Annotated in this window: 17 protein-coding genes; 12 read left to right on the forward strand and 5 right to left on the reverse strand. The window is 72.4% G+C overall.

Annotation, left to right across the window (positions count from 1 at the left end):
- Nucleotides 1-44 precede the first annotated feature (44 nt).
- Nucleotides 45-548, forward strand: coding sequence for a DUF4430 domain-containing protein (locus AOM46_RS20320; RefSeq protein WP_234313883.1), 504 nt, complete (start codon nt 45-47; stop codon nt 546-548).
- Nucleotides 549-619: 71 nt separating this feature from the next.
- Here the strand turns inward: AOM46_RS20320 and AOM46_RS20325 are convergent, their stop codons facing one another.
- Nucleotides 620-1,462: a M23 family metallopeptidase gene (locus AOM46_RS20325; protein ID WP_062214008.1), complete on the reverse strand. Its 843-nt coding sequence runs from the start codon at nt 1,460-1,462 to the stop codon at nt 620-622.
- Between the two features lie 126 nt (nt 1,463-1,588).
- Between AOM46_RS20325 and AOM46_RS20330 the strand changes: the two genes are divergently transcribed.
- The 6 genes from AOM46_RS20330 (at nt 1,589) to meaB (ending at nt 9,744) form a co-directional block, all read left to right on the forward strand.
- Nucleotides 1,589-2,674, forward strand: coding sequence for a GH25 family lysozyme (locus AOM46_RS20330; protein ID WP_062214009.1), 1,086 nt, complete (start codon nt 1,589-1,591; stop codon nt 2,672-2,674).
- Nucleotides 2,675-2,777: 103 nt separating this feature from the next.
- Complete coding sequence (ligD, locus tag AOM46_RS20335; RefSeq protein ID WP_234313884.1) at nt 2,778-3,830, forward strand: non-homologous end-joining DNA ligase; 1,053 nt, start codon at nt 2,778-2,780, stop codon at nt 3,828-3,830.
- Nucleotides 3,831-3,862: 32 nt separating this feature from the next.
- Nucleotides 3,863-4,501, forward strand: coding sequence for a nucleoside/nucleotide kinase family protein (locus AOM46_RS20340; RefSeq protein WP_062214010.1), 639 nt, complete (start codon nt 3,863-3,865; stop codon nt 4,499-4,501).
- A gap of 178 nt (nt 4,502-4,679) precedes the next feature.
- Nucleotides 4,680-6,545 (forward strand): methylmalonyl-CoA mutase family protein, encoded by a 1,866-nt coding sequence (locus AOM46_RS20345; RefSeq protein WP_062214380.1) that lies wholly within the window; start codon nt 4,680-4,682, stop codon nt 6,543-6,545.
- The gene (gene scpA, locus AOM46_RS20350; RefSeq protein WP_062214011.1) at nt 6,542-8,734 is read left to right on the forward strand and encodes a methylmalonyl-CoA mutase; all 2,193 of its coding nucleotides are present in this window, start codon (nt 6,542-6,544) and stop codon (nt 8,732-8,734) included. Before AOM46_RS20345 ends, scpA begins: the two co-directional genes overlap by 4 nt.
- Nucleotides 8,731-9,744 (forward strand): methylmalonyl Co-A mutase-associated GTPase MeaB, encoded by a 1,014-nt coding sequence (gene meaB / locus AOM46_RS20355; protein ID WP_062214012.1) that lies wholly within the window; start codon nt 8,731-8,733, stop codon nt 9,742-9,744. The genes scpA and meaB overlap by 4 nt, the downstream gene beginning before the upstream one ends.
- Here meaB and AOM46_RS20360 read toward each other — a convergent pair.
- A complete protein-coding gene (locus AOM46_RS20360; protein WP_062214013.1) occupies nt 9,741-11,855 on the reverse strand; it encodes a TIM-barrel domain-containing protein in 2,115 nt (704 codons plus the stop codon). The two genes, meaB and AOM46_RS20360, sit on opposite strands and share 4 nt — an antisense overlap.
- Nucleotides 11,856-11,987: 132 nt before the next feature.
- Between AOM46_RS20360 and AOM46_RS20365 the strand changes: the two genes are divergently transcribed.
- Nucleotides 11,988-13,313 carry a hemolysin family protein gene (locus AOM46_RS20365; RefSeq protein ID WP_062214014.1) on the forward strand — a complete coding sequence of 442 codons (1,326 nt, stop codon included), beginning with the start codon at nt 11,988-11,990 and terminating at the stop codon, nt 13,311-13,313.
- Complete coding sequence (locus tag AOM46_RS20370; protein WP_062214015.1) at nt 13,310-14,347, forward strand: hemolysin family protein; 1,038 nt, start codon at nt 13,310-13,312, stop codon at nt 14,345-14,347. The genes AOM46_RS20365 and AOM46_RS20370 overlap by 4 nt, the downstream gene beginning before the upstream one ends.
- Nucleotides 14,348-14,365: 18 nt before the next feature.
- Here the strand turns inward: AOM46_RS20370 and AOM46_RS34740 are convergent, their stop codons facing one another.
- Nucleotides 14,366-14,527, reverse strand: coding sequence for a hypothetical protein (locus AOM46_RS34740; protein WP_199824029.1), 162 nt, complete (start codon nt 14,525-14,527; stop codon nt 14,366-14,368).
- Between the two features lie 193 nt (nt 14,528-14,720).
- Between AOM46_RS34740 and AOM46_RS20375 the strand changes: the two genes are divergently transcribed.
- Entirely contained in the window at nt 14,721-15,560 is an 840-nt protein-coding gene (locus AOM46_RS20375) for an SDR family oxidoreductase (protein WP_062214016.1), read from the forward strand.
- Between the two features lie 36 nt (nt 15,561-15,596).
- Here AOM46_RS20375 and ctaD read toward each other — a convergent pair whose 3' ends face one another.
- Both ctaD and AOM46_RS20385 read right to left on the reverse strand, forming a co-directional pair.
- Complete coding sequence (gene ctaD / locus AOM46_RS20380) at nt 15,597-17,294, reverse strand: cytochrome c oxidase subunit I (RefSeq protein WP_078857028.1); 1,698 nt, start codon at nt 17,292-17,294, stop codon at nt 15,597-15,599.
- A 147-nt stretch (nt 17,295-17,441) separates the two neighbouring features.
- On the reverse strand, nt 17,442-17,825 hold the full coding sequence (locus tag AOM46_RS20385; RefSeq protein WP_062214018.1) for a DUF2267 domain-containing protein: 384 nt from the start codon (nt 17,823-17,825) through the stop codon (nt 17,442-17,444).
- A 253-nt stretch (nt 17,826-18,078) separates the two neighbouring features.
- Here AOM46_RS20385 and AOM46_RS20390 point away from each other — a divergent pair, with 253 nt between their 5' ends.
- Both AOM46_RS20390 and AOM46_RS20395 read left to right on the forward strand, forming a co-directional pair.
- Entirely contained in the window at nt 18,079-18,969 is an 891-nt protein-coding gene (locus tag AOM46_RS20390; RefSeq protein WP_078857029.1) for a SigB/SigF/SigG family RNA polymerase sigma factor, read from the forward strand.
- Nucleotides 18,970-19,096: 127 nt separating this feature from the next.
- Nucleotides 19,097-20,083 carry a glycosyltransferase family 9 protein gene (locus AOM46_RS20395; protein WP_062214019.1) on the forward strand — a complete coding sequence of 329 codons (987 nt, stop codon included), beginning with the start codon at nt 19,097-19,099 and terminating at the stop codon, nt 20,081-20,083.
- Nucleotides 20,084-20,242 lie beyond the last annotated feature (159 nt).

Below are 20,242 nucleotides of genomic sequence, written 5' to 3' on the forward strand. Positions count from 1 at the left end.
ACCCGCAGTGACAGCAACTCCCACCGCTCACCGAGGAGATCGCCATGTCCACCAGCACGATGACCACCCTGCGCAGGCGGGCCGTGACCGCCACCGCCGCCCTCGGCCTCGCCCTGCTGACCACCGTCCCCAGCGCCCAGGCCGACGGCGGCGTCCAGGCAGCCGCCCCGGTCACCGTCAACTTCACCGTGACCGGCCCCAATGGGGTGATCTTCGACGACGAGATCACCACCGACGGCCACACCGTCAACCCGCCCAGCGGCGGCGCCCATGTCTGCGACGGCACCAACAACGGGGCCAACCCGACGCCGGGCGCCACCCCGACCGCCGCGCTGGACGACGCCGCCACGCTCGGCGGCTTCGACTGGGACGGCGTCTGGTACGCCTCGTTCGACGACTACCTGGTGACCACGATCGACGGCCACACCCAGACCGCGGACGACTTCTGGCTGATCGAGGTCAACGGGGTGGCCACCCCGGTCGGCGGCTGCCAGTTCCGGATAGCCGCCGGCGACCAGGTCGACTTCACCTGGACGCCCATCGACTGAGCCCGCGAGGACGAACGGCGGCGCCGCCGGGACCGGTCGGTCCCGGCGGCGCCGCCACGTTCCGGACGCGGTCAGTCCCAGCGGTCCTGGTTGAGGAAACGCGCGAAGCCACGCCAGGAGTTGGGGCCCATCACGCCGTCGATCGGCCCGGTGTAGCCGTGCGCGGCGGCCAGCCGCTGCACCCCGGCCCAGGAGTTGGGACCCATCACCCCGTCGATCGGACCGCCATAGCCCCAGTGGTCCCGCACATTGCGCTGCAACGCCGCATAGGTGTTCGGCCCCGGCGCCCCGTCGATCGGCCCGGTGTACCCGGACTCGATCGACAGCCACTTCTGCGCCCGCTGCCAGAAGATGGTGCCGGGGACGCCGTCCTGTTCCGTGCTGGTCTTGGGCAGCCGGCCGCCTCCCCCGCCGCCGCCCAGGAAGTCCAGCGGGTTGGTGCGCACCCCGTTCGGGTTGATCATGTGCCAGTGCACATGCGGTCCGGTGGACTCGCCGGATCCCGGGGCACCGGGCTGACCGCCGGAGAGACCGACGGTGCCGCCTCGGCCGACGCTGGCCCCGTTGCCGAGGGAGAACCCGGAAAGATGCATATATTGCGTTCGCCACCCATTGCTATGGCTAATGGTGACGGTATGCCCTCCGGTCCCGTTATAGGGGATGTTGGTGACGGTCCCCGGGCCGGCGGCGGGCAGCGGGGTGCCCACATTCATCCCGAAGTCAAGGCCGCCGAGCGAACCCCGGTTGAGGTGGTCCTGCCAGGTGCCGGTGAGCTGGTACCCCGTGAAGGGGTGGTAGAAGTCGGCGGCATGGGCCGTGCCGGCCATCAGCAGACTGCTGCCGCCGACCGCGAGACCGACCGTGGCCACGCTGCCACGCAACAGTCCACGGCGGCTCAACTGCCTTTCAGACATGGGTTGATGGTGCTCACACACGACGAACCTCCGGGGAGAGAGGGGGGAGCGGAATTGACAGGAGCATGGCACTCTACTCGCGTTGACCCCTCCGCTCCAGATACCCGAGAAGAACCGGGAGAGCCCATGAGAAGAAGAACCTGGATGCGCGGCCTGACCCTTGCCGCACTGGCGCCCGCCGGCGCCGGCCTGCTCGGCACCCGCCCGGCCCTCGCCCGGACGGCCCCGGCCCCGGCCGCCGATCTGCACGGCATCGATGTCGCGACCACCCAGGCCGGCATCGACTTCGCGCTGGCCCGGGACCAGGGCCAACAGTTCGCTATTGTGAAGGCAGGCGGCTGCCAACTCGCCGAGGGCCCCTACACCAGCCCGTACTACACCGAGCAGGTCGCCGGCGCCCGCGCCGCCGGGCTGCGGGTCGGCCACTACTGGCTCTCCGGCGACTTCGCCACCCCGGCGACCGCCGCCGACTACTTCGTCGACCATCTGCACGACTACCGTCCCGGCGATGTACTGGCCCTGGACGTCGAGGTGTTGGACGATTCGACCCGGCTCTGGTCCGACGGCCAGGTGGCCGGCTGGTTCTGGCGGGTCAGGGAGCGGGTCGGGCCCTTTGTGCCCTGGTTCTACATCGGCGCAGCGGATCTGCGCGCCGGCAACTGGCCGCAGACCATCGCCGGCGGGGCGCACCTCTGGGTGGCCTCCTGGGGGCCCAACGACGGCAACCGGCACGGCGATCCGGAGCTGGGCGGCAAGTACCCCGACTGGGCGGCGCACCAGTACACCTCGGTCGGCTCGACCGGCGGCGCCCCCGCCGTGGATCTCAGCCTGGCCAGGGCCGGCGCCTTCGATGTGGTCGAGGACGGCGGCCCCCCGCCGGACGACCGACTGCCCAAGACCGCGACGGAGACCACCGGCGTGCCCGACCCCGACCTCTGGCGCCGCGCGCAGAAGTGGTTGTCGATCGAGGCGGGATACACCGGGCCGATCGACGGGGTGCCGGGGCCGAACACCTATGCGGCGTTGCAGCGGATCCTTCGGGACCGTTGGGGCTACTCGGGGCCGGTCGACGGGGTGCCGGGGCCGAACACCTGGGCCGCCGTGCAGCGGCTGGCCGCGGCGCACGGCTATACCGGTCCGGTCGACGGCGAGATGGGCCCCAACTCCTGGCGCGGTTTCGCCCGTTTCCTCAACCAGGACGACTGGGACTGAACCCCCGCCCGGGGCACGTCGGCAGGCACCCGCCCGGGGCACCGGGCCCGGCGCGCCCTCGCGGGTCCGGAGCCCGGGCGGGCGCGCCGCGTGTACTGGGCGGGTGCGACAGGACCAGACGGGGAACAAGGGGAACAAGGGGAGCACGGAGGACACCGGGAACGACCGGGCCGGCCGGGTGCCCGACCCGGTGGCGCCGATGCTGGCCGTGGACGGGCGGCCGCCCACCGGGGCCTGGGCGTACGAGTGGAAATGGGACGGCTACCGCTGCTGTCTGCGCGTGGCCGCCGACGGCACCGTGCGGCTGACCAGCCGGAACGGTAACGACCTCACCCCGACCTATCCGGAGGTCGGCCGGCTCGCGCCCGAACTGCTGGCCGGCCGTTCGGCGGTGCTGGACGGCGAGATCGTGGTGCTCGGCGCGGACGGCGGCCCCGACTTCGGCCGGTTGCAGCGGCGGCACCAGCGTCGGCGTCCGTCCGCCGCGCTGCTGGCGGAGATCCCGGTGACGTTCTTCGCCTTCGATCTGCTGCTGTTGGCCGGTGAGCGGTTGCTGGCCGAGCCCTACCGGCGGCGGCGGGACCTGCTGGCGGGGCTGCCGTCCGACCCGTCCGGGCGGGTGGCGGTCCCGCCGTACTACGCGGGCCCGGCGGCGGACCCGGTCGAGCTGCTGGGGATCGCCGAGCGGCACGGTCTGGAGGGGTTGGTGGCCAAGCGTCTGGACTCGCCCTACCAGCCGGGCCGGCGTTCCCGGCACTGGGTGAAGACGCCGCTGGTCAGGACGTTGGAGGTGGTGGTCGGCGGCTGGCAGCCCGGGGGTGGCCGGCGGTCGGGCACGGTGGGTTCGCTACTGGTGGGCGCGTATGACGAGGGGGATCGGCTGCGCTATATCGGCCATGTGGGGAGCGGGTTCAGCGAGGCGGTGCTGGCCGATCTGCGCACCCGGCTGGCCGGGCTGGGCAGGGACCGGCCGCCGTTCGACGAGCCGGTGCCCGGGGAGCGGGCGCGGCTGGCGCACTGGGTGACGCCCACGCTGGTGGGCGAGGTGGCGTTCCGGGCCTGGACCAGGGAGGGGCGGCTGCGGCAGCCGTCCTGGCGGGGGTTGCGGCCGGACCGTTCGCCGGGCGAGGCCAGGCTGCCGCCGACGCGTGGCTGACGGCGAACCGGCGTTAACTTACGCTGAGTGGTATGGACTCCGTCTCGTTGGTCGACGACGCGAGGGCGCTGCTGCCCCCGGTCGGCCGTGCCGTGCTGGGCCTGGCCGGCCCGCCGGGCGCGGGGAAGTCCACGCTGGCCCGGTCGCTGGTGCGGGCGCTCGGCGGGGCCGCCGCCTATGTGCCGCTGGACGGTTTCCATCTCTCCAACGCCCAGCTCGACCGGTTGGGGCTGCGGTCGCGCAAGGGGTCGGAGCCCAGTTTCGATGCCTGGGGCTATGCCGCGTTGCTGGCCCGTCTGGTGGCGGCGGTGGGCCGGGAGGTGGTGTATGTGCCGGATTTCGACCGTGCGTTGGACGAGCCGGTGGCGGCGCGTCATGTGGTGTCGCCGACGGCCGGGCTGATCGTCACCGAGGGCAACTACCTGGGCCTGGACGCACCGGCGTGGCGGGCGGCGCGGGCCCGTATCGATCAGCTGTGGTACGTGGAAGCGCCGGAGGCGGTGTGCGATGTCCGGCTGGTCGCCCGGCACCGCCGGCATGGCCGGGACGCGGCGGCGGCCCGCGCCTGGGTGGCGGAGAACGACCGGCTCAACGCGGCGCTGGTGGCGACGTCCAGGGGCCGCTGCGACCGGGTGGTGTCCCCGGCGCCCGAGGGGTTGGCGCCGCCGTAGGGGCGCCCGGAACGGTACCCCGGGGGGAGCGGCGTCACCCCCCTGGAATACCCCAGACTTTTGTCCGAAGGGCCGCTGTGGAGTTCCCTCCGGCGTTCTTCTGGACTTTCCTTGAGACGTTCCCCCTCGGACGTTCCCCCCGTGGACGATCCCCTAGCGGAAGCGCGTGGTCATGGAGTTGACAGCCCAGCCCGACGACGGCCTATCCCTGGCCGGCGAGTTTCCCGTCGGCGACCGACAGCAGTGGCGGTCGTTGGCGGTCGGCGTGCTGAAGAAGTCGGGCGCCGGCGATCTCACCGGCGAGGAGGCCGAGCGGCGGTTGGCGACCAGGCTGGAGGACTCGCTGGTCGCACTGCCGCTCTACACGGCGGAGAACGATGCGGCACCGGCCGGTTTTCCGGGTTTCGCGCCGTTCGCGCGGGGCGCGCGGGCCGAGGGCAACGTGCTCTCCGGCTGGGATGTGCGCCAGTACCACGCCGATCCGCGTCCGGCGCGGCTGAACGAGGCGCTGCTGACCGATCTGGAGCTGGGCGTCAGTTCGCTGTGGGTCGCGGTCGGCGAGGCCGGGGTGCCGATCGACGGGCTGCCGGCCGCGCTGGACGGGGTGCTGCTCGATCTGGCCCCCGTGGTGTTGGACGCGGGCGCGGATTTCGCCGCCGCGGGCGAGGCGCTGTTGGCGCTGTTCGCGGAGCGCGGGGTGGCGCCGGAGAAGGCGCTGGGTCGGCTGGGTGCCGACCCGTTGGGCGTGCGGGCCGGCACCGGCCGGGCCGTGGAGCTGGCGCCGGCGGCCGCGCTCGCGGTGCGCGTGGCGCGGGAGTTCCCCGGGGTGCGGGCGCTGGTCGTCGACGGGCTGCCGTACCACGAGGCCGGCGGTTCGCCGGCGCAGGAGCTGGGCTGTGCGCTGGCCACCGGCGTCGCCTATCTGCGGGAGTTGACGGCGGCCGGGCTCTCGGTCGACGCGGCGTTGGGGCAGTTGGAGTTCCGGTTCGCCACCGATGCCGACCAGTTCCTCTCGATCGCGAAGTTCCGTGCCGCGCGGCGGCTCTGGGCGCGGGTGGCGCAGGCCAGCGGCGCCTCGCGGGAGGCGGGCGCGCAGGCGCAGCACGCGGTGACGTCGCGGGTGATGATGACCCGGCGGGACCCGTGGGTGAACATGCTGCGGACGACGGTGGCCGCCATGGCGGCCGGGGTCGGCGGCGCCGACGCGGTGACGGTGCTGCCGTTCGACGAGCCGCTGGGCGCCCCGGACGGTTTCGCGCGGCGGATCGCGCGGAACACCTCGACAATCCTGCTGGAGGAGTCGCATCTGGGTCGGGTGATCGATCCGGCGGGCGGCTCCTGGTACGTGGAGCGGCTGACGGAGGATCTGAGCCACGCGGCGTGGGCCTGGTTCCAGGAGATCGAGTCGAGCGGCGGTCAGGCCGCCGCGTTGGACTCGGGTCTGGTGGCCGATCGGCTGGCCGCCACCTGGGAGCGGCGTTCGACCGCGCTGGCGACCCGGCGTGAACCGGTCACCGGGGTCAGCGAGTTCCCCGATCTGGCGGCGGAGCCCGTGGTGCGGGAGCCGGCGCCGCCCCGGCCGGGCGGCGGGCTGCCCCGGGTGCGCAGGGACGAGGCGTACGAGGCGCTGCGGGCCAGGTCGGACGCGCATCTGGCGACCACAGGGGCGCGCCCCAGGGTGTTTCTGGCCACGCTCGGACCGGTCGCGGCGCACACCGCGCGGGCCACGTTCGCGGCCAATCTGTTCCAGGCCGGCGGTGTCGAGCCGGTGCGCCCCGACGCGTCGGTCGACGGGGCCACGGCGGGCGAGGCGTTCCGGGCCAGCGGGGCGGCGGTCGCCTGCGTCTGTGGCACGGACGCCCTCTACGAGGAGCGGGCCGCCGAGGTCGCGCTGGCGCTGCGGGAGGCGGGCGCCGCGCGGGTGTACCTCGCCGGGCGGCTGCCCGAGACGCCGGACGGCGTCGACGAGTTCGTCTATCTGAGATGCGACGCGGTGTCCGTGCTGACCACGGCGCTCGATGTGACGGGAGTGGCGGGACGATGAGTGTGATCCCCGATTTCAGCACGGTCGATCTGGGCGCCGAGCCCGACGATCCGGGCTCGTTGGAGCGGTGGCGCTCGGCCGTGAAGGAGCGGACCGGGCACAGCACCGAGGAGCTGCTCTGGCACACGCCGGAGGGCATCGACGTCAAGCCGCTGTACACGGCGGACGATCTGGCCGAGGTGGACTTCCTCGGGACGTATCCGGGCATGGCGCCGTTTCTGCGCGGCCCCTATCCGACGATGTATGTGAACCAGCCGTGGACCATCAGGCAGTACGCCGGGTTCTCCACGGCGCAGGAGTCCAACGCGTTCTACCGCCGCAACCTGGCCGCCGGGCAGAAGGGGCTTTCCGTCGCGTTCGATCTGCCGACGCACCGGGGCTATGACAGCGACCACCCCCGGGTCACCGGCGACGTGGGCATGGCCGGGGTGGCGATCGACTCCATCCTGGACATGCGGCAGCTGTTCGACGGCATCCCGCTGGACCGGATGAGCGTGTCGATGACGATGAACGGCGCCGTGCTGCCGGTGCTGGCGCTCTATATCGTGGCGGCCGAGGAGCAGGGGGTGCCGCCGGAGAAGCTGGCCGGGACCATCCAGAACGACATCCTCAAGGAGTTCATGGTCCGCAACACCTACATCTATCCGCCGGGTCCCTCGATGCGGATCATCTCCGACATCTTCGCCTACACCTCGCAGCGGATGCCGCGCTACAACTCGATCTCCATCTCCGGCTACCACATCCAGGAGGCCGGGGCCACGGCGGACCTGGAGCTGGCGTACACCCTCGCGGACGGCGTCGAGTACATCCGCGCCGGGCGCGCTGTGGGGTTGGACGTGGACGCGTTCGCGCCCCGGCTCTCGTTCTTCTGGGGCATCGGCATGAACTTCTTCATGGAGGTGGCCAAGCTCCGCGCGGCCCGCCTGCTGTGGGCGAAGCTGGTGCGGCAGTTCGATCCGAAGAACCCCAAGTCCCTTTCGCTGCGCACCCATTCGCAGACCTCCGGCTGGTCGCTGACCGCCCAGGACGTCTACAACAACGTGACCCGCACCTGTGTGGAGGCCATGGCCGCCACGCAGGGCCACACCCAGTCGCTGCACACCAACGCGCTGGACGAGGCGCTGGCGCTGCCCACCGACTTCTCGGCCAGGATCGCGCGGAACACCCAGATCCTGCTCCAGCAGGAGTCGGGCACCACCCGGGTGATCGACCCGTGGGGCGGCAGCGCCTATGTCGAGCGGCTGACCCACGATCTGGCGGTCCGTTCCTGGCACCACATCCAGGAGATCGAGGCGGCCGGCGGCATGGCCAAGGCGATCGACGCCGGCATCCCGAAGCTGCGCGTCGAGGAGGCGGCGGCGCGCACCCAGGCGCGGATCGACTCCGGGCGGCAGCCGGTGATCGGCATCAACAAGTACCGGGTCTCGGCCGAGGAGCAGATCGATGTGCTCAAGGTGGACAACACCTCGGTGCGCGCCCAGCAGTTGGAGAAGCTGCGCCGGCTGCGCGAGACGAGGGACGGGGTGGCCTGCGGCGAGGCGCTGGAGGCGCTGACCCGGGTGGCGGAGAACCCGGAGCGTGGCAATCTGCTGGACGCGGCGGTGAACGCGGCGCGCGCGCAGGCGACGGTGGGCGAGATCTCCGACGCGTTGGAGAAGGTCTTCGGGCGGCACGCCGGAAACATCCGTACCATCACTGGGGTGTACCGCCAGGAAGCGGGCCCCTCGTCGACGATCGAGCGGGCCAGGGCCGAGGTTGTCGCCTTCGAGGAGGCCGAGGGGCGTCGGCCCCGGATCCTCATCGCCAAGATGGGCCAGGACGGCCACGACCGGGGCCAGAAGGTGATCGCCACCGCGTTCGCCGACCTGGGCTTCGACGTGGACGTCGGCCCGCTGTTCCAGACGCCGGACGAGGTCGCCCGGCAGGCGGTGGAGGCCGACGTGCATGTGGTCGGCGTCTCCTCGTTGGCCGCCGGGCATCTCATCCTGGTGCCGGCGCTGCGCGAGGAGTTGGCGAAGGCCGGCCGGGAGGACATCACCATCGTGGTGGGCGGCGTCATCCCGCCGGACGACATCCCCGCGCTGCACGAGGCGGGCGCCGCCGCCGTGTTCCCGCCGGGCACGGTCATCCCGGAGTGCGCCCTGGATCTGCTCGACAAGCTGGCGACCAATCTGGGGCACGATCGGTGACGGCTCCCGACCTCGCCACGTACACCGAGGGCGTGCTGGCCGGCACCCGTTCCTGGGTGGCGCGTGCCATCACCCTCATCGAGTCCCGCAAGCCGGCCCATCGGGCGCTGGCGCAGCGGCTGTTGCTCGAACTGCTGCCGCACGCGGGGAAGGCGCACCGGATCGGCATCAGCGGGGTGCCGGGCGTCGGGAAGTCCACCTTCATCGACGCCTTCGGCACCCTGCTCACCGGCGCGGGGCACCGGGTCGCGGTGCTGGCCGTCGACCCCTCGTCGACCCGCACCGGCGGTTCCATCCTGGGCGACAAGACCCGGATGGAGCGGCTGGCGGTCGATCCGCACGCCTTTGTCCGTCCGTCGCCGAGCGCGGGCACGCTGGGCGGGGTGGCCAAGGCCACCCAGGAGGCCATCGTCGTGATGGAGGCGGCGGGCCATGACGTGGTGCTGGTGGAGACGGTGGGCGTCGGCCAGTCGGAGACGGCGGTCGCCGACATGGTCGACACGTTCCTGCTGTTGACGCTGGCCAGGACGGGCGATCAGCTCCAGGGCATCAAGAAGGGCGTGTTGGAGCTGGCGGACGTGCTGGCCGTCAACAAGGCGGACGGCCCGCACGAGCGGGACGCGCGGGGAGCCGCACGGGAGTTGCGCGGTGCGCTGCGGATGATGCAGCCGGTGGACGCGATCTGGACGCCGCCGGTGCTGTCCTGCAGCGCGCGCGAGGAGACCGGGCTCGACAAGGTCTGGGAGCGGGTCCGCCAGCATCGGGACACCCTGGAGCAGCACGGCCGGCTGACGGCGAAGCGGGACGACCAGCGGGTGCGGTGGACCTGGAACATGGTGCGGGACCAGCTGCTGGGCGAGCTGCACCAGCACCCCCTGGTGCGCGAGCTGACCCCGACGCTCGAACGCCGCGTCCGGGACGGCACGTTGACGCCGACCCTGGCGGCCGGCGAGATCCTGACCGCGTTCCGGGGCGAGTCGGCGGACCGGCCCGGGAAGCCGACGGACTAACGCCGGCTGTCGGGGCGTTCGGCCGCGACGCCCACGGTCTCCTCGACGGCGTCCTCGTCGTCGAGGACGGCCGGGACGCCGCGTTCGGCGCGGACGAAGGCGGGGAACTCGTCGGCGGCGCAGCGCACTTCGTGCCAGCCGGGGCCGCTCAGCGGCGGGCAGCCGACCAGCGGGAGCCAGTCGCCCTCCGGCAGCCAGAGGAGCCGGCGGCCGCCCGGTTCCAGCACGGGGGCGACGAGCACATCGGGGCCGAGCAGATACTGTGCGTCCGCGCTCTGTGCCTCGGGCACGCCGGGGTGGACAAGCGGCATGGGCCGCATCAGCGGCAGGTTCTCGGCCGCGCCGCTTTCGGCGGAGGCGGCGACATAGCGGCGCAGCCGCCGCCGCAGCCGGCACGCGGCGATCGCCGCGCCCCGGGCCGGCTCGGGGTAGGCGGTGGGCTCGCGCCGGCCGAGGCCATGGAAGCGCATCAGCGGGGAGAAGGCCGCCCACTGGGCCCAGCGTCCGTACAGTTCCGGGTCGACATCGCTGTGTACGGCGTCCGGTGTCATGGTGGCGCGCAGCTCCTTGGCCCTGCGCAGCGACGCCGGTGTCCAGTAGCCGCCGGCGTCATGGGTGACCACCGAACAGCCGCTGAGCGACATGGACAGCACGGCGCGCAGCGTGGACACAAGTCCGGTCCAGGTGGACGGCAGATCGCCGGCCCAGTGCGCCGGATCGCGCTGTGAACCGGCCGTGCCGGAACGGGAGATGGCGACGAAGTCCCCCGCTCTGGCGCGGCGTCCCGCCTCGTGCACGGTGTCCTGGTAGATCAGCCCGTAGGTGTTGTGCCAGTCGGTGCCGCGCCGTCCGTCGGCGAAGACGGCGTCGTCGGGGATCTCCTCGCCGAAGTCGGAGAGCACCGCCGCGTTGTGTTCGGTGCGCAGGGTCGTCGCGAGCCGTTCGCACCACCATTCGCGCGCCTCCGGATGGGTGAAGTCCAGGGCGCAGGTGCGGGGGTCGTCGGCGATGGCGGCCGGCCGGCCCTCGCCGTCCCGTACCAGATAGCCGCGTTCGGCCAGTTCGTCGCCGAGCGGGCTGTCCCGTTTGATGTAGGGGTTGATCCACAGGCTCAGCCGCACCCCGCGCTCGGTGAGGCGGTGCGCCCAGCCCTCGGGGAAGCGGGTCCGGTCGGCCTCGGTGTACCAGGCGGCGTCGGCGAGCACCGACTCGTCGAGCCATTCGTCGACATGGATCACATCGACCGGGCAGCCGGCCCTGAGCAGTTCGTCGACGGTCTCGACGACCTCGTCGGCGGTGAAGTAGGAGGACCGGCTCATCCACACGCCGAAGGCCCAGTGCGGCAGCGTGCGCGGCCGGCCGGTCAGCGCCAGATAGCGGGCGAGGATGGTGGGGGCGTCGCCCCGGATCAGGAAGAGGTCCAGATCCTCGCCGTCGATCCGGACGCAGGCGGCCTCCGAGTGGGTGGCGCCGATATCGGCGTCCACCTGGGCGCCGGTGTGCGCGAACAGGCCCCAGCCGGCGTCGGACCAGAGCAGCGGGATGTTGAGATAGGCGGAGTCCCGGCCGCCGTCCCGGTTCTGTTCGGTGTTGCGCATCCGACGGAACCGGCCGCGCAGGTCGATGCCCTGATAGCTCTCGCCGCCGCCGTAGACGGCCGCGCCGGGGGCCAGGTGGACGGTCTCCAGCCAGCCAGCGGGCCGGCCGGGCGCGGCCGGCCGGTAGCCGGCGCGGTAGGGCACGGTGTCGGCGTCGGGGTGGGCGAAGCGTCGGAACGCGCCGAACCGCAGTCCCTGCACGATGTCGGGGCCGCTCTCCTCGCCGCCGGTGTCCCAGTGCGCGGACACCTCGGGCCCGGTGATCTCCACGCCGTCGGCGGTGCGGGTGAGGGTGGCCGGCCGGTCGTCCAACGGGACCAGCACGGGCGCCCCGTCGCCGGTGTCCGGGCCTTCGCTGCCCTCGGCCCGCCCGCTCGCGCGGATCCGCAGCACGCCGGGCAGGGGAACGCTGCAGCGCATCCGCACCACCCGGCCCGAGCCCAGCGTGACCAGCAGTTCGCGCCCGTCGGCCGAGGGCCGGGCCGCCACATAGGGGTCGATCTCCTGCTCCATCGCGGCAGCTCCCTTTCGCCGCCCGCCGGCGGTGCGTTGCGGCGCCGCGCCGAGTACCCGGGCGTCATCGGGGCAAACGCGGTACATCCGCATATCCGACGAAGCGACGGGGGGCGAGGGGAGGATGGGCACGTGACGGAAGTCCTGCTGTTGTGTGTGGCGCTGGGCCTGACGCTGGCCTGCGCCGTGTTCGTGGCGGCCGAGTTCTCGTTGACCACCGTGGAGCGCGGCCAGTTGGAGCGGGCGGCCCGGGAGGGCCAGCCGGGCGCGGCCAGCGCGGTGCGGGCGGTGCGCCAGCTGACGTTCCAGCTGTCCGGGGCGCAGCTCGGCATCACGGTGACCTCGGTGGTGATCGGCATGCTCGCCGAGCCGTCGGTCTCGGCGCTGCTGCGCGGGCCGCTGGAGGCGACCGGGCTGCCGGTCGGCGCCTCGTCGACGCTGGCCCTGCTGCTGGGCGTGGGGCTCTCCACGGTGGTGCTGATGGTGGTGGGCGAGTTGGTGCCGAAGAACTGGGCGATCTCCCGGCCGGTGCCCGTCGCCCGTGCGATCGCCACCCCGCACCGGCTCTTCACCTCGGCGTTCGGGCCGTTCATCCGGCATCTCAACGAGATGGCGAACCGGCTGGTGCGCGGTTTCGGCATCGAGCCGACGGAGGAGCTGGCGTCGGCCCGGTCCCCGCAGGAGCTGGTGGCGCTGGCCCGGCACTCGGCGGCCGAGGGGGTGCTGCCGCGCGATTCGGCGGAGCTGTTCGTGCGGACGCTGCATCTGGCGGAGTTGACCGCGCAGAACGTGATGACGCCCCGGGTCGACGTGCGGGCCCTGGCGTCGACGGCGACGGCCGCCGACGCGGCGGAGCTGACCAGGGAGACGGGCCTGTCCCGGTTCCCGGTCCACGAGCGGAACCTGGACGAGGTGCTGGGGATGGTGCATATCAAGGACGTGCTGGCGCTCGACGTCCGGGACCGGGCGGAGACCCCCGTGCTCGATCTGCTGACCGAGCCGGTGCTGGTGCCGGACAGCCTCCCCGTCGACCGGCTGCTGGAGCGGCTGCGGGGCACCCGTTCGCTGGGCGTGGTCGTCGACGAGTACGGCGGCACCGCCGGCGTGGTCACCCTGGAGGACATCGTCGAGGAGGTCGTCGGCGAGGTGCGGGACGAGCACGATCCGGCGCGGACGCCCGATCTGGCGCCGATGGGTCCCGGGCACTGGGAGGCGGGCGGCAACGCCAGGCTCGACCAGCTGGCCGCGATCGGGCTCCAGGTGCCGGAGGGGCCCTACGAGACGGTCGCCGGGCTGCTGGCCACGGAGCTGGCCAGGATCCCGGCGACCGGCGACACGGTCGAGGTCGACGGCTGGCGGCTGGTCGTGCTGCGGACGGCCCGGCACCGCGCGGAGCGGGTGGGGATCACCGCGCCCCCGCCGGAGGCGGACGCCGCCGGGCTGGAGGGCACCCGATGATCGCCCTCCAGCTGACGCTCGGCGCGCTGTCGATCCTGGCGAACGCGTTCTTCGTCGGCGCCGAGTTCGCGTTGATCTCGGTCCGCAGGGACCAGATCGAGCCGCGCGCCGAACGGGGCGAACGCGGTGCGGCCACGGTGCTGTGGGCGCTGCGCCATCTGTCGGCGATGATGGCCACGGCCCAACTGGGCATCACGGCCACCTCGTTGGTGCTGGGCGCGGTGGCCGAGCCGGCGATGGCCCATCTGCTGGAGCCGGTGTTCGGCGCGGTCGGGATGCCCGACTCGCTGGTGCATCCGATCTCCTTCGCGCTGGCGCTGTCGGTGGCGACCTATGTCCATATGCTCTTCGGCGAGATGGTGCCGAAGAACATCGCGCTGGCCGCGCCGGAGCGGACGGCGCTGCTGCTGGGTCCCTCGCTGGTGGCGCTGACCCAGGCGCTGCGTCCGGTGATCTTCGGCATCAACGCGTTCGCCAATGTGCTGCTGCGGATGCTGCGGGTGGAGCCGAGGGACGAGGTGGCGTCGGTCTTCACCGAGATGGAGCTGGCGGAGATGGTGGCCGATTCCAACGCGGCCGGTCTGCTGGCCGCCGAGGAGAGCGAACGGCTGCGGGACGCACTGGAGTTGGGCAGCCGCACGGTGACCGAGATCATGGTGCCGACCAGCCGGATGGTGACGGTGGGGCATCTGGTCACCCCGCGTCAGCTGGAGCACACGTCGGCGACCTCGGGCTTCTCCCGGCTGCCGGTGACGGGGCCCGGGCGGACGGTGTTGGGCTTCCTCCATGTGAAGGACTCGCTCTCCGCGACGGCCCGCGACCGCCCGTTCCCCCGGCGGCTGCTGCATCCGGTGGTACAGGTGCGTCTCGACACCCGGCTGGACGACGTGTTGACCGCGATGCGCGCCGCCGAGACCCATCTGGCCTCGGTGGTCAACGAACGCGGCACCCTGCTGGGCTTTGTGACCATGGAGGACGTGCTGGCCGAGCTGGTGGGCCCGGCCGCTTCCGAGGGGGACTCCGACCGGGGCTGACCCGGCACGCTCAGGGCCTCACTCGTCGTCGCGGTCGTCCATCCGCTCGCCCTCGGCCTGCGAGGGGGTCTGCCGGGGGTGGTCATGGCCGCTGCGCGCCCGCTCGTCCGTCGACTGGACGTCGGGGGACAGTTCCTCGTCCCGTTCCCCCTCGGCCTGCGAGGGCAGCTGATCGCTCATGACGCGCGAGTATCCATCCCGGGATGGCGTAAACCCGGGGGCGCGCGGGAGGCTCCGGGGGCGTGGAACGGGCGGACGCACGCCGTTCGGCGACCCCGCGCGCCGTGCTGGCGGCGGCTGCGCGAGGGTAGGGCTCGATGCGCGCCCCCACCGCGCCAAGGATCAGCGAGTAAACGACCACGGAGTGTGACTCATGACGGAACCGAACTCCCCCGAGCCGACCTCGGGGGCGGCGAACGCGCCCGCCGCGCCGGTGGCCGTGGTCACGGGGGCCAACTCGGGGATCGGCCGCGCCACGGCGATCGCCCTCGCCCGGCAGGGCGTCGACGTGGGCATCGCCTGGTTCGGCGACGCCGAGGGCGCCGAGACCACCGCCAGGGCGGTCCGCGCGGCGGGGCGGCGCGCGGAGACGGCGGAGGTGGATCTCGCGCTGCTGCCGGAGGCCGCCGATGTGGTGGACACCCTGGCGGAGCGGTTCGGCCGCCTCGACATCCTGGTCAACAACGCCGGCACGGGCAGCAATGTCGACTTTCTGGATGTGGAACTCCCGGAGATGTACCGGGTGTTGAACGTCAACATGATCGGCCCGATGCTCTGTGCCCAACGCGCGGCCCGCTGGATGATCCGCCAGGGCGGCGGCGGCAGCATCGTCAATGTGACCAGCGTGCACGAACACCAGCCGCGGGTGCGCACCGCGCCCTACTGCGCGGCCAAGGGCGGGCTCGGGCTGCTCACCCAGGTGATGGCGCTGGAGCTGGCCGAGCACGGCATCCGGGTCAACGCGGTGGCGCCAGGCGAGATCGCGACGCCGATGAACGGCTATGTGGATGTGGATGTGCACACCCTGGAGCGCCCCGGCATCCCGCTGCGGCGCCCGGGCGACCCGAGCGAGGTCGCCGAGGTGATCGCGTTTCTGGCGAGCGAACGGGCCGGCTATGTCACGGGGGCGTCCTGGCCGGTGGACGGCGGGATGCTGACGATGGGCCCCACCGGCTCGTCGGCGCTGCCCACCGACCACTGGCGCCACCCCTGAGCCGACCGTCCCCGAGCCGTCGGCGGGAGGGGCGGCTCAGCCGGCGGCGTCGAGGACGTCCCGCCGACCGTCCCGGCGCGCCTGGTCGGCCCTGACGACCTCCGGATGGTGCAGGTCGAAGGCCGGTGACTCGGAACGCACCCGAGGCAGGGTGGTGAAGTTGTGGCGCGGCGGCGGGCAGGAGGTGACCCACTCCAACGACCGGCCGTAGCCCCAGGGATCGTCGGAGGTGACCGGGGGCGCGGTGCGCGTCGTGTGCCACACGTTGTAGAGGAACGGCAGCGTGGAGAGGCCGAGCAGAAACGCGCCGATGCTGGAGACCATGTTGAGCCCCGTGAAGCCGTCCGCGGCGAGATAGTCGGCATACCGGCGCGGCATGCCCTCGGCGCCGAGCCAGTGCTGCACCAGAAAGGTCGTGTGAAAACCGACGAACAGCGTCCAGAAATGGATTTTCCCCAGCCGTTCGTCAAGAATGCGGCCGGTCATCTTCGGCCACCAGAAGTGGAATCCGGCGAACATCGCGAAGACCACGGTACCGAAGACCACATAGTGGAAGTGGCCCACCACGAAGTAGCTGTCCGTCACCTGGAAGTCGAGCGGCGGAGACGCCAGGATCACCCCGGTCAACCCGCCGAAGAGGAACGTCACCAGAAATCCCATGCACCAGAGCATGGGCGCCTCGAAGGAGAGCGATCCGTTCATCATGGTGCCGATCCAGTTGAAGAACTTGACGCCGGTCGGCACCGCGATGAGAAAGGACAGCAACGAGAAGAACGGCAGCAACACCGCGCCGGTCGCGAACATGTGGTGGGCCCACACCACCGCCGAGAGCCCGGTGATCGCCACCGTCGCCGCGACCAGTCCCAGATAGCCGAAGATCGGTTTGCGGCTGAACACCGGAATGATCTCGGAGACGATACCGAAGAACGGCAGCGCGATGATGTACACCTCCGGATGGCCGAAGAACCAGAAGAGGTGCTGCCAGAGCAGCGCGCCCCCGTTGGCCGCGTCGAACACATGGGAGCCGAAGGCCCGGTCGGATTCCAGCGCGAACAGCGTCGCGGCCAGCACCGGGAAGGCCATCAGCACCAACACGCTGGTCAGCAGCACGTTCCAGGTGAAGATCGGCATCCGGAACATCGTCATGCCGGGCGCGCGCAGGCAGATGATCGTGGTGATGAAGTTGACGGCGCCCAGGATGGTGCCGAAGCCGGAGAGGGACAGGCCCATCACCCACAGGTCGGGGCCCACGCCCGGCGAGTAGACGGCGCTGTTCAGCGGCGCGTAGGCGAACCAGCCGAAGGACGCCGGGCCCTCGGGGGTGAGCAGCGAGCCGACCACGGTCAGCCCGCCGAACAGGAACAGCCAGTAGGCCAGCGCGTTCAGCCGGGGGAAGGCCACATCGGCGGCGCCGATCTGCAGCGGCACGATGACATTGCCGAAGCCGATGAAGAGCGGCGTCGCGAAGAGCAGCATCATCACGGTGCCGTGCAGGGTGAACGCCTGGTTGTACTGCTCGGCGCTGAGCAACTGCAGTCCCGGCCTGGCCAGTTCGGCGCGCATCAGCAGGGCGAGCAGGCCCGCCAGCAGGAAGAACAGAAACGAGGTCGCCAGGTAGAGCTTCCCGATCTGTTTGTGGTCGGTGGTGGTCAGCCACTCCACCGGGGACGGTCCGGCCGGTCGGCGCGGCCCGTCCGTGGACGGCCCGGGCCGTGCTGGTGCCAACGTCGCCATGGTGTCCTCTCGCCCGACTCGCGGCCCCCGTTGTACTGCGAGGGGGTCATGGCGCCGCGCTTTGGGCCGTTCGTGGGCGGTGCGCCGCCCGGCCCGTCCCCGGCCCGTCCCCGGTCAGCCGCCGGCCCGTCGCTGGCCGGCCGCCGGTCAGGTCAGCTCGCCATGGCCGAACAAGTCCGCGTAGCCGGAGGGCAGTTGACTGATCAGCTTGTTCATCTCACCGCCGGTGATCTGGTCGGCGAGCACGGAGAGGACGACCCGGGTGTGCTCCTCGGCGCTCGCCTCGTCCTCCTCGGCGTGTTCGGCGACCCGGTGGATGAACTCCTCGACGCCCCACGTGCGCGCCGGCCCCTCCGACCGGTCGACGATATCGGCGAGCCGCGTGGGCAACTGGTCGGCCAGATGTTCGGCGGAGGTGTCCGGCAGCCGTTCGCCGAGGGTTTCGATAACCGCCTCGACAATGCGCTCGGCCTCGTCGGCGGCGTATTCTCCCCGTTCCCTGACGGTGGACATAAAGGTGCCATAGGTCATCGTGCCGCTCCTTGTCCGTCGGATCTGGTGGAACCTGAAGGGGCCGCGTCCGATGTTCGCGCCCCGACTCCGCGGGTAACCGGACAGGGCGCGGGATAACCCTCTCTTCGCCCGGCGTCGAGGGGCTTTCGGGGCGCTCGTCCCGCTCAAGATGTGGGGGGCGACTTTCGCGTGCAGACTGAGGGACAGCGGTCTCTTCCCGTGGCGAGTTCAGCGCGGAATCGCACGCCCACCCTCACCTGGGAGAGCAGGAATGAATACCCCAGCACGCCCCCGTAAGAAGCGCCATCCGCACGACGACGCACCGGATACCAGCCGGCAGTTCCAACGCATCGCGGAACTGCCACCGTGCCCGGAACGCGAGGCGTTGTACCGGGATGTCATCTGCGCCTGGATTCCGATGGCGGACCGGCTGGCCCGGACGTTCAGGGATCGGGGCGAGGCCCTGGAGGACCTGGAACAGGTGGCGGCGCTCGGCCTGGTCAAGGCGGTCCACCGCTATGACCCCAGCCGGGGGCGTCCCTTCGAGAGCTATGCCGTGCCCACCATCGTGGGCGAGGTCAAACGGCACTTCCGGGACCATATGTGGGGCCTGCACGTGCCCCGTCGCACCCAGGAGCTGCGCAACCGGGTGCGCGCCTCGGCGCGGCAGCTGAGCTTCCGGCTGGACGACCGGGGGCCGAGCGTGGCGCAGCTCGCCGAGCACAGCGGGCTCACCGAGGACGAGGTGCGGACCGGGCTCGAAGCCCTGGACAGCTACAGCACCCTGTCGCTGAACGCCGAACTCCCGGGCGCCGACGGCGACTACTCGCTGCTGGACACCCTGGGCACCCTGGAGCCCGGCTTCGACCGGGTGGTGGATCGGGAGGCGGTGCGCCATCCGCTGCGTTCACTGCCCGAGCGGGAGCGGCACATCCTGTATCTGCGGTACTTCCATGGCATGACACAGAGCCGGATCGCCGATCAACTGGGCATCTCGCAGATGCATGTCTCCCGGCTGCTGAACCGGGCCTGTGAGCGGGTCAGGGCCGCGATCGAGGGGGACGAACCCGCCACCACCGCCCCGACCCGGGCCAGGACGCCGGCGCGGGAGCCGGTGCCCGTCACCGCCGCCGCGCGGGAGTCGGCGCGGGTGCGCGGATAGCGCGCCGGCGGCACCCGAGACCGTTCGGCCGACGGCCGGCGCCCTCCGTGGCGCCGGCCGTCGGCGTGTCCGGTACCGGGGCCTTCGAACGGGTTTGCCCCCGGCGGATCGGGCAACTCGCGGGCCCATGAGCCAGCCACCGCACACGTTGGTCGTCCGCCTCGACGGCGCGGGCGACGTGCTGCTGGCCGGCCCCGCCATCCGGGCGGTGGCGGCCGGTTCGAGGTCCACCACCCTGCTCTGCGGCCCACGCGGCCAGGCCGCCGGACGGCTGCTGCCCGGGGTGGACGAGGTGCTGGTCTACGACGCGCCGCGGGTCTCCATCTCACCGCCGGCGGTCCAGCGTTCCACCGTGAACCAGCTGGTGGAACGGTTGGCGGCGCGGCGCTTCGAGCGCGCGTTGATCTTCGCCTCGCCCCGCCAGAGCCCGCTGCCCGCCGCGCTGCTGCTCAAGCTCGCCGGGGTGGCCTGGGTCGCGGCCGACTGCGAGCACGCGCCCGGGCCGCTGTTGCGGCTGCGCAACCGGCGGGCCGAGCGGCGGCACGAGGCGGAGGCCGCCCTGGACCTCGCGGCCGCCGCCGGCTTCCCGCTGCCGGCGGGCGACGACGGCGCACTGGGCATCAGGGCCCATCCCGGCGCCGGCGGACTGACCGGGACGGGCGACTATCTGGTGGTCCACCCGGGCGGAACGGTGGCCGAGCGGGCCTGGACGCCGGCCCGGGCGGAGGGCGCGGTCGCGGCCCTCGACGACGCCGGACACCGGGTGGTGGTGACGGGCGGCCCGGACGAGCGCGCGCTGACCCGCCAGGTGGCCGGCGGTCGCGCCCTGGACCTGGGCGGGCTGACCGAGCTGCCCCGGCTGGCCGGTGTCCTCGCCGGCGCCCGCGCCGTGGTCGCCGGCGCCACCGCGCCCGCCCAGCTGGCCGCCGCGGTGCGCACCCCGATCGTCAGCCTGCTGCCGCCCTGTCTGGGCTCCGATCATCTGTTGCCCTATCGGGTGCCACATCTGCGCCTCGGTGATCGGGACGTGCCCAGCCTTGACGCGATCGGCGACGAGGAGCTGTTGAGCGCGGTGGCCGCCCTGACCGGGCGGGCCGCGCTGGCGCCCCGCTGAGCGCGCGACACCCGCTCGGCCGTGCCCGCCGTCGCCCCCGCCCCCGGTCCGGATCGCGCCACGCCGGGGGCACCCGTTTGCAGCGTTTTATCCCTATTGTCGGGGGAAACTCGGCGCCGGCGGCGCGCGCCGTGGACCGGCTCGCGGCGCGCCGAGCCC

Origin of the sequence: Streptomyces sp. NBRC 109706 (assembly GCF_000974485.1) — a bacterium.
Taxonomy (GTDB): domain Bacteria; phylum Actinomycetota; class Actinomycetes; order Streptomycetales; family Streptomycetaceae; genus Streptomyces.

Excerpts from the sequence above, each read along its gene's own strand:
- AOM46_RS20320 (WP_234313883.1), top strand. The coding sequence starts at position 45 with ATGTCCACCAGCACGATGACCACCCTGCGCAGGCGGGCCGTGACCGCC.
- AOM46_RS20325 (WP_062214008.1), bottom strand. The coding sequence starts at position 1,462 with ATGTCTGAAAGGCAGTTGAGCCGCCGTGGACTGTTGCGTGGCAGCGTG.
- AOM46_RS20330 (WP_062214009.1), top strand. The coding sequence starts at position 1,589 with ATGAGAAGAAGAACCTGGATGCGCGGCCTGACCCTTGCCGCACTGGCG.
- AOM46_RS20340 (WP_062214010.1), top strand. The coding sequence starts at position 3,863 with ATGGACTCCGTCTCGTTGGTCGACGACGCGAGGGCGCTGCTGCCCCCG.
- scpA (WP_062214011.1), top strand. The coding sequence starts at position 6,542 with ATGAGTGTGATCCCCGATTTCAGCACGGTCGATCTGGGCGCCGAGCCC.
- AOM46_RS20360 (WP_062214013.1), bottom strand. The coding sequence starts at position 11,855 with ATGGAGCAGGAGATCGACCCCTATGTGGCGGCCCGGCCCTCGGCCGAC.
- AOM46_RS20370 (WP_062214015.1), top strand. The coding sequence starts at position 13,310 with ATGATCGCCCTCCAGCTGACGCTCGGCGCGCTGTCGATCCTGGCGAAC.
- AOM46_RS34740 (WP_199824029.1), bottom strand. The coding sequence starts at position 14,527 with ATGAGCGATCAGCTGCCCTCGCAGGCCGAGGGGGAACGGGACGAGGAA.
- AOM46_RS20375 (WP_062214016.1), top strand. The coding sequence starts at position 14,721 with ATGACGGAACCGAACTCCCCCGAGCCGACCTCGGGGGCGGCGAACGCG.
- ctaD (WP_078857028.1), bottom strand. The coding sequence starts at position 17,294 with ATGGCGACGTTGGCACCAGCACGGCCCGGGCCGTCCACGGACGGGCCG.
- AOM46_RS20385 (WP_062214018.1), bottom strand. The coding sequence starts at position 17,825 with ATGACCTATGGCACCTTTATGTCCACCGTCAGGGAACGGGGAGAATAC.
- AOM46_RS20390 (WP_078857029.1), top strand. The coding sequence starts at position 18,079 with ATGAATACCCCAGCACGCCCCCGTAAGAAGCGCCATCCGCACGACGAC.
- AOM46_RS20395 (WP_062214019.1), top strand. The coding sequence starts at position 19,097 with ATGAGCCAGCCACCGCACACGTTGGTCGTCCGCCTCGACGGCGCGGGC.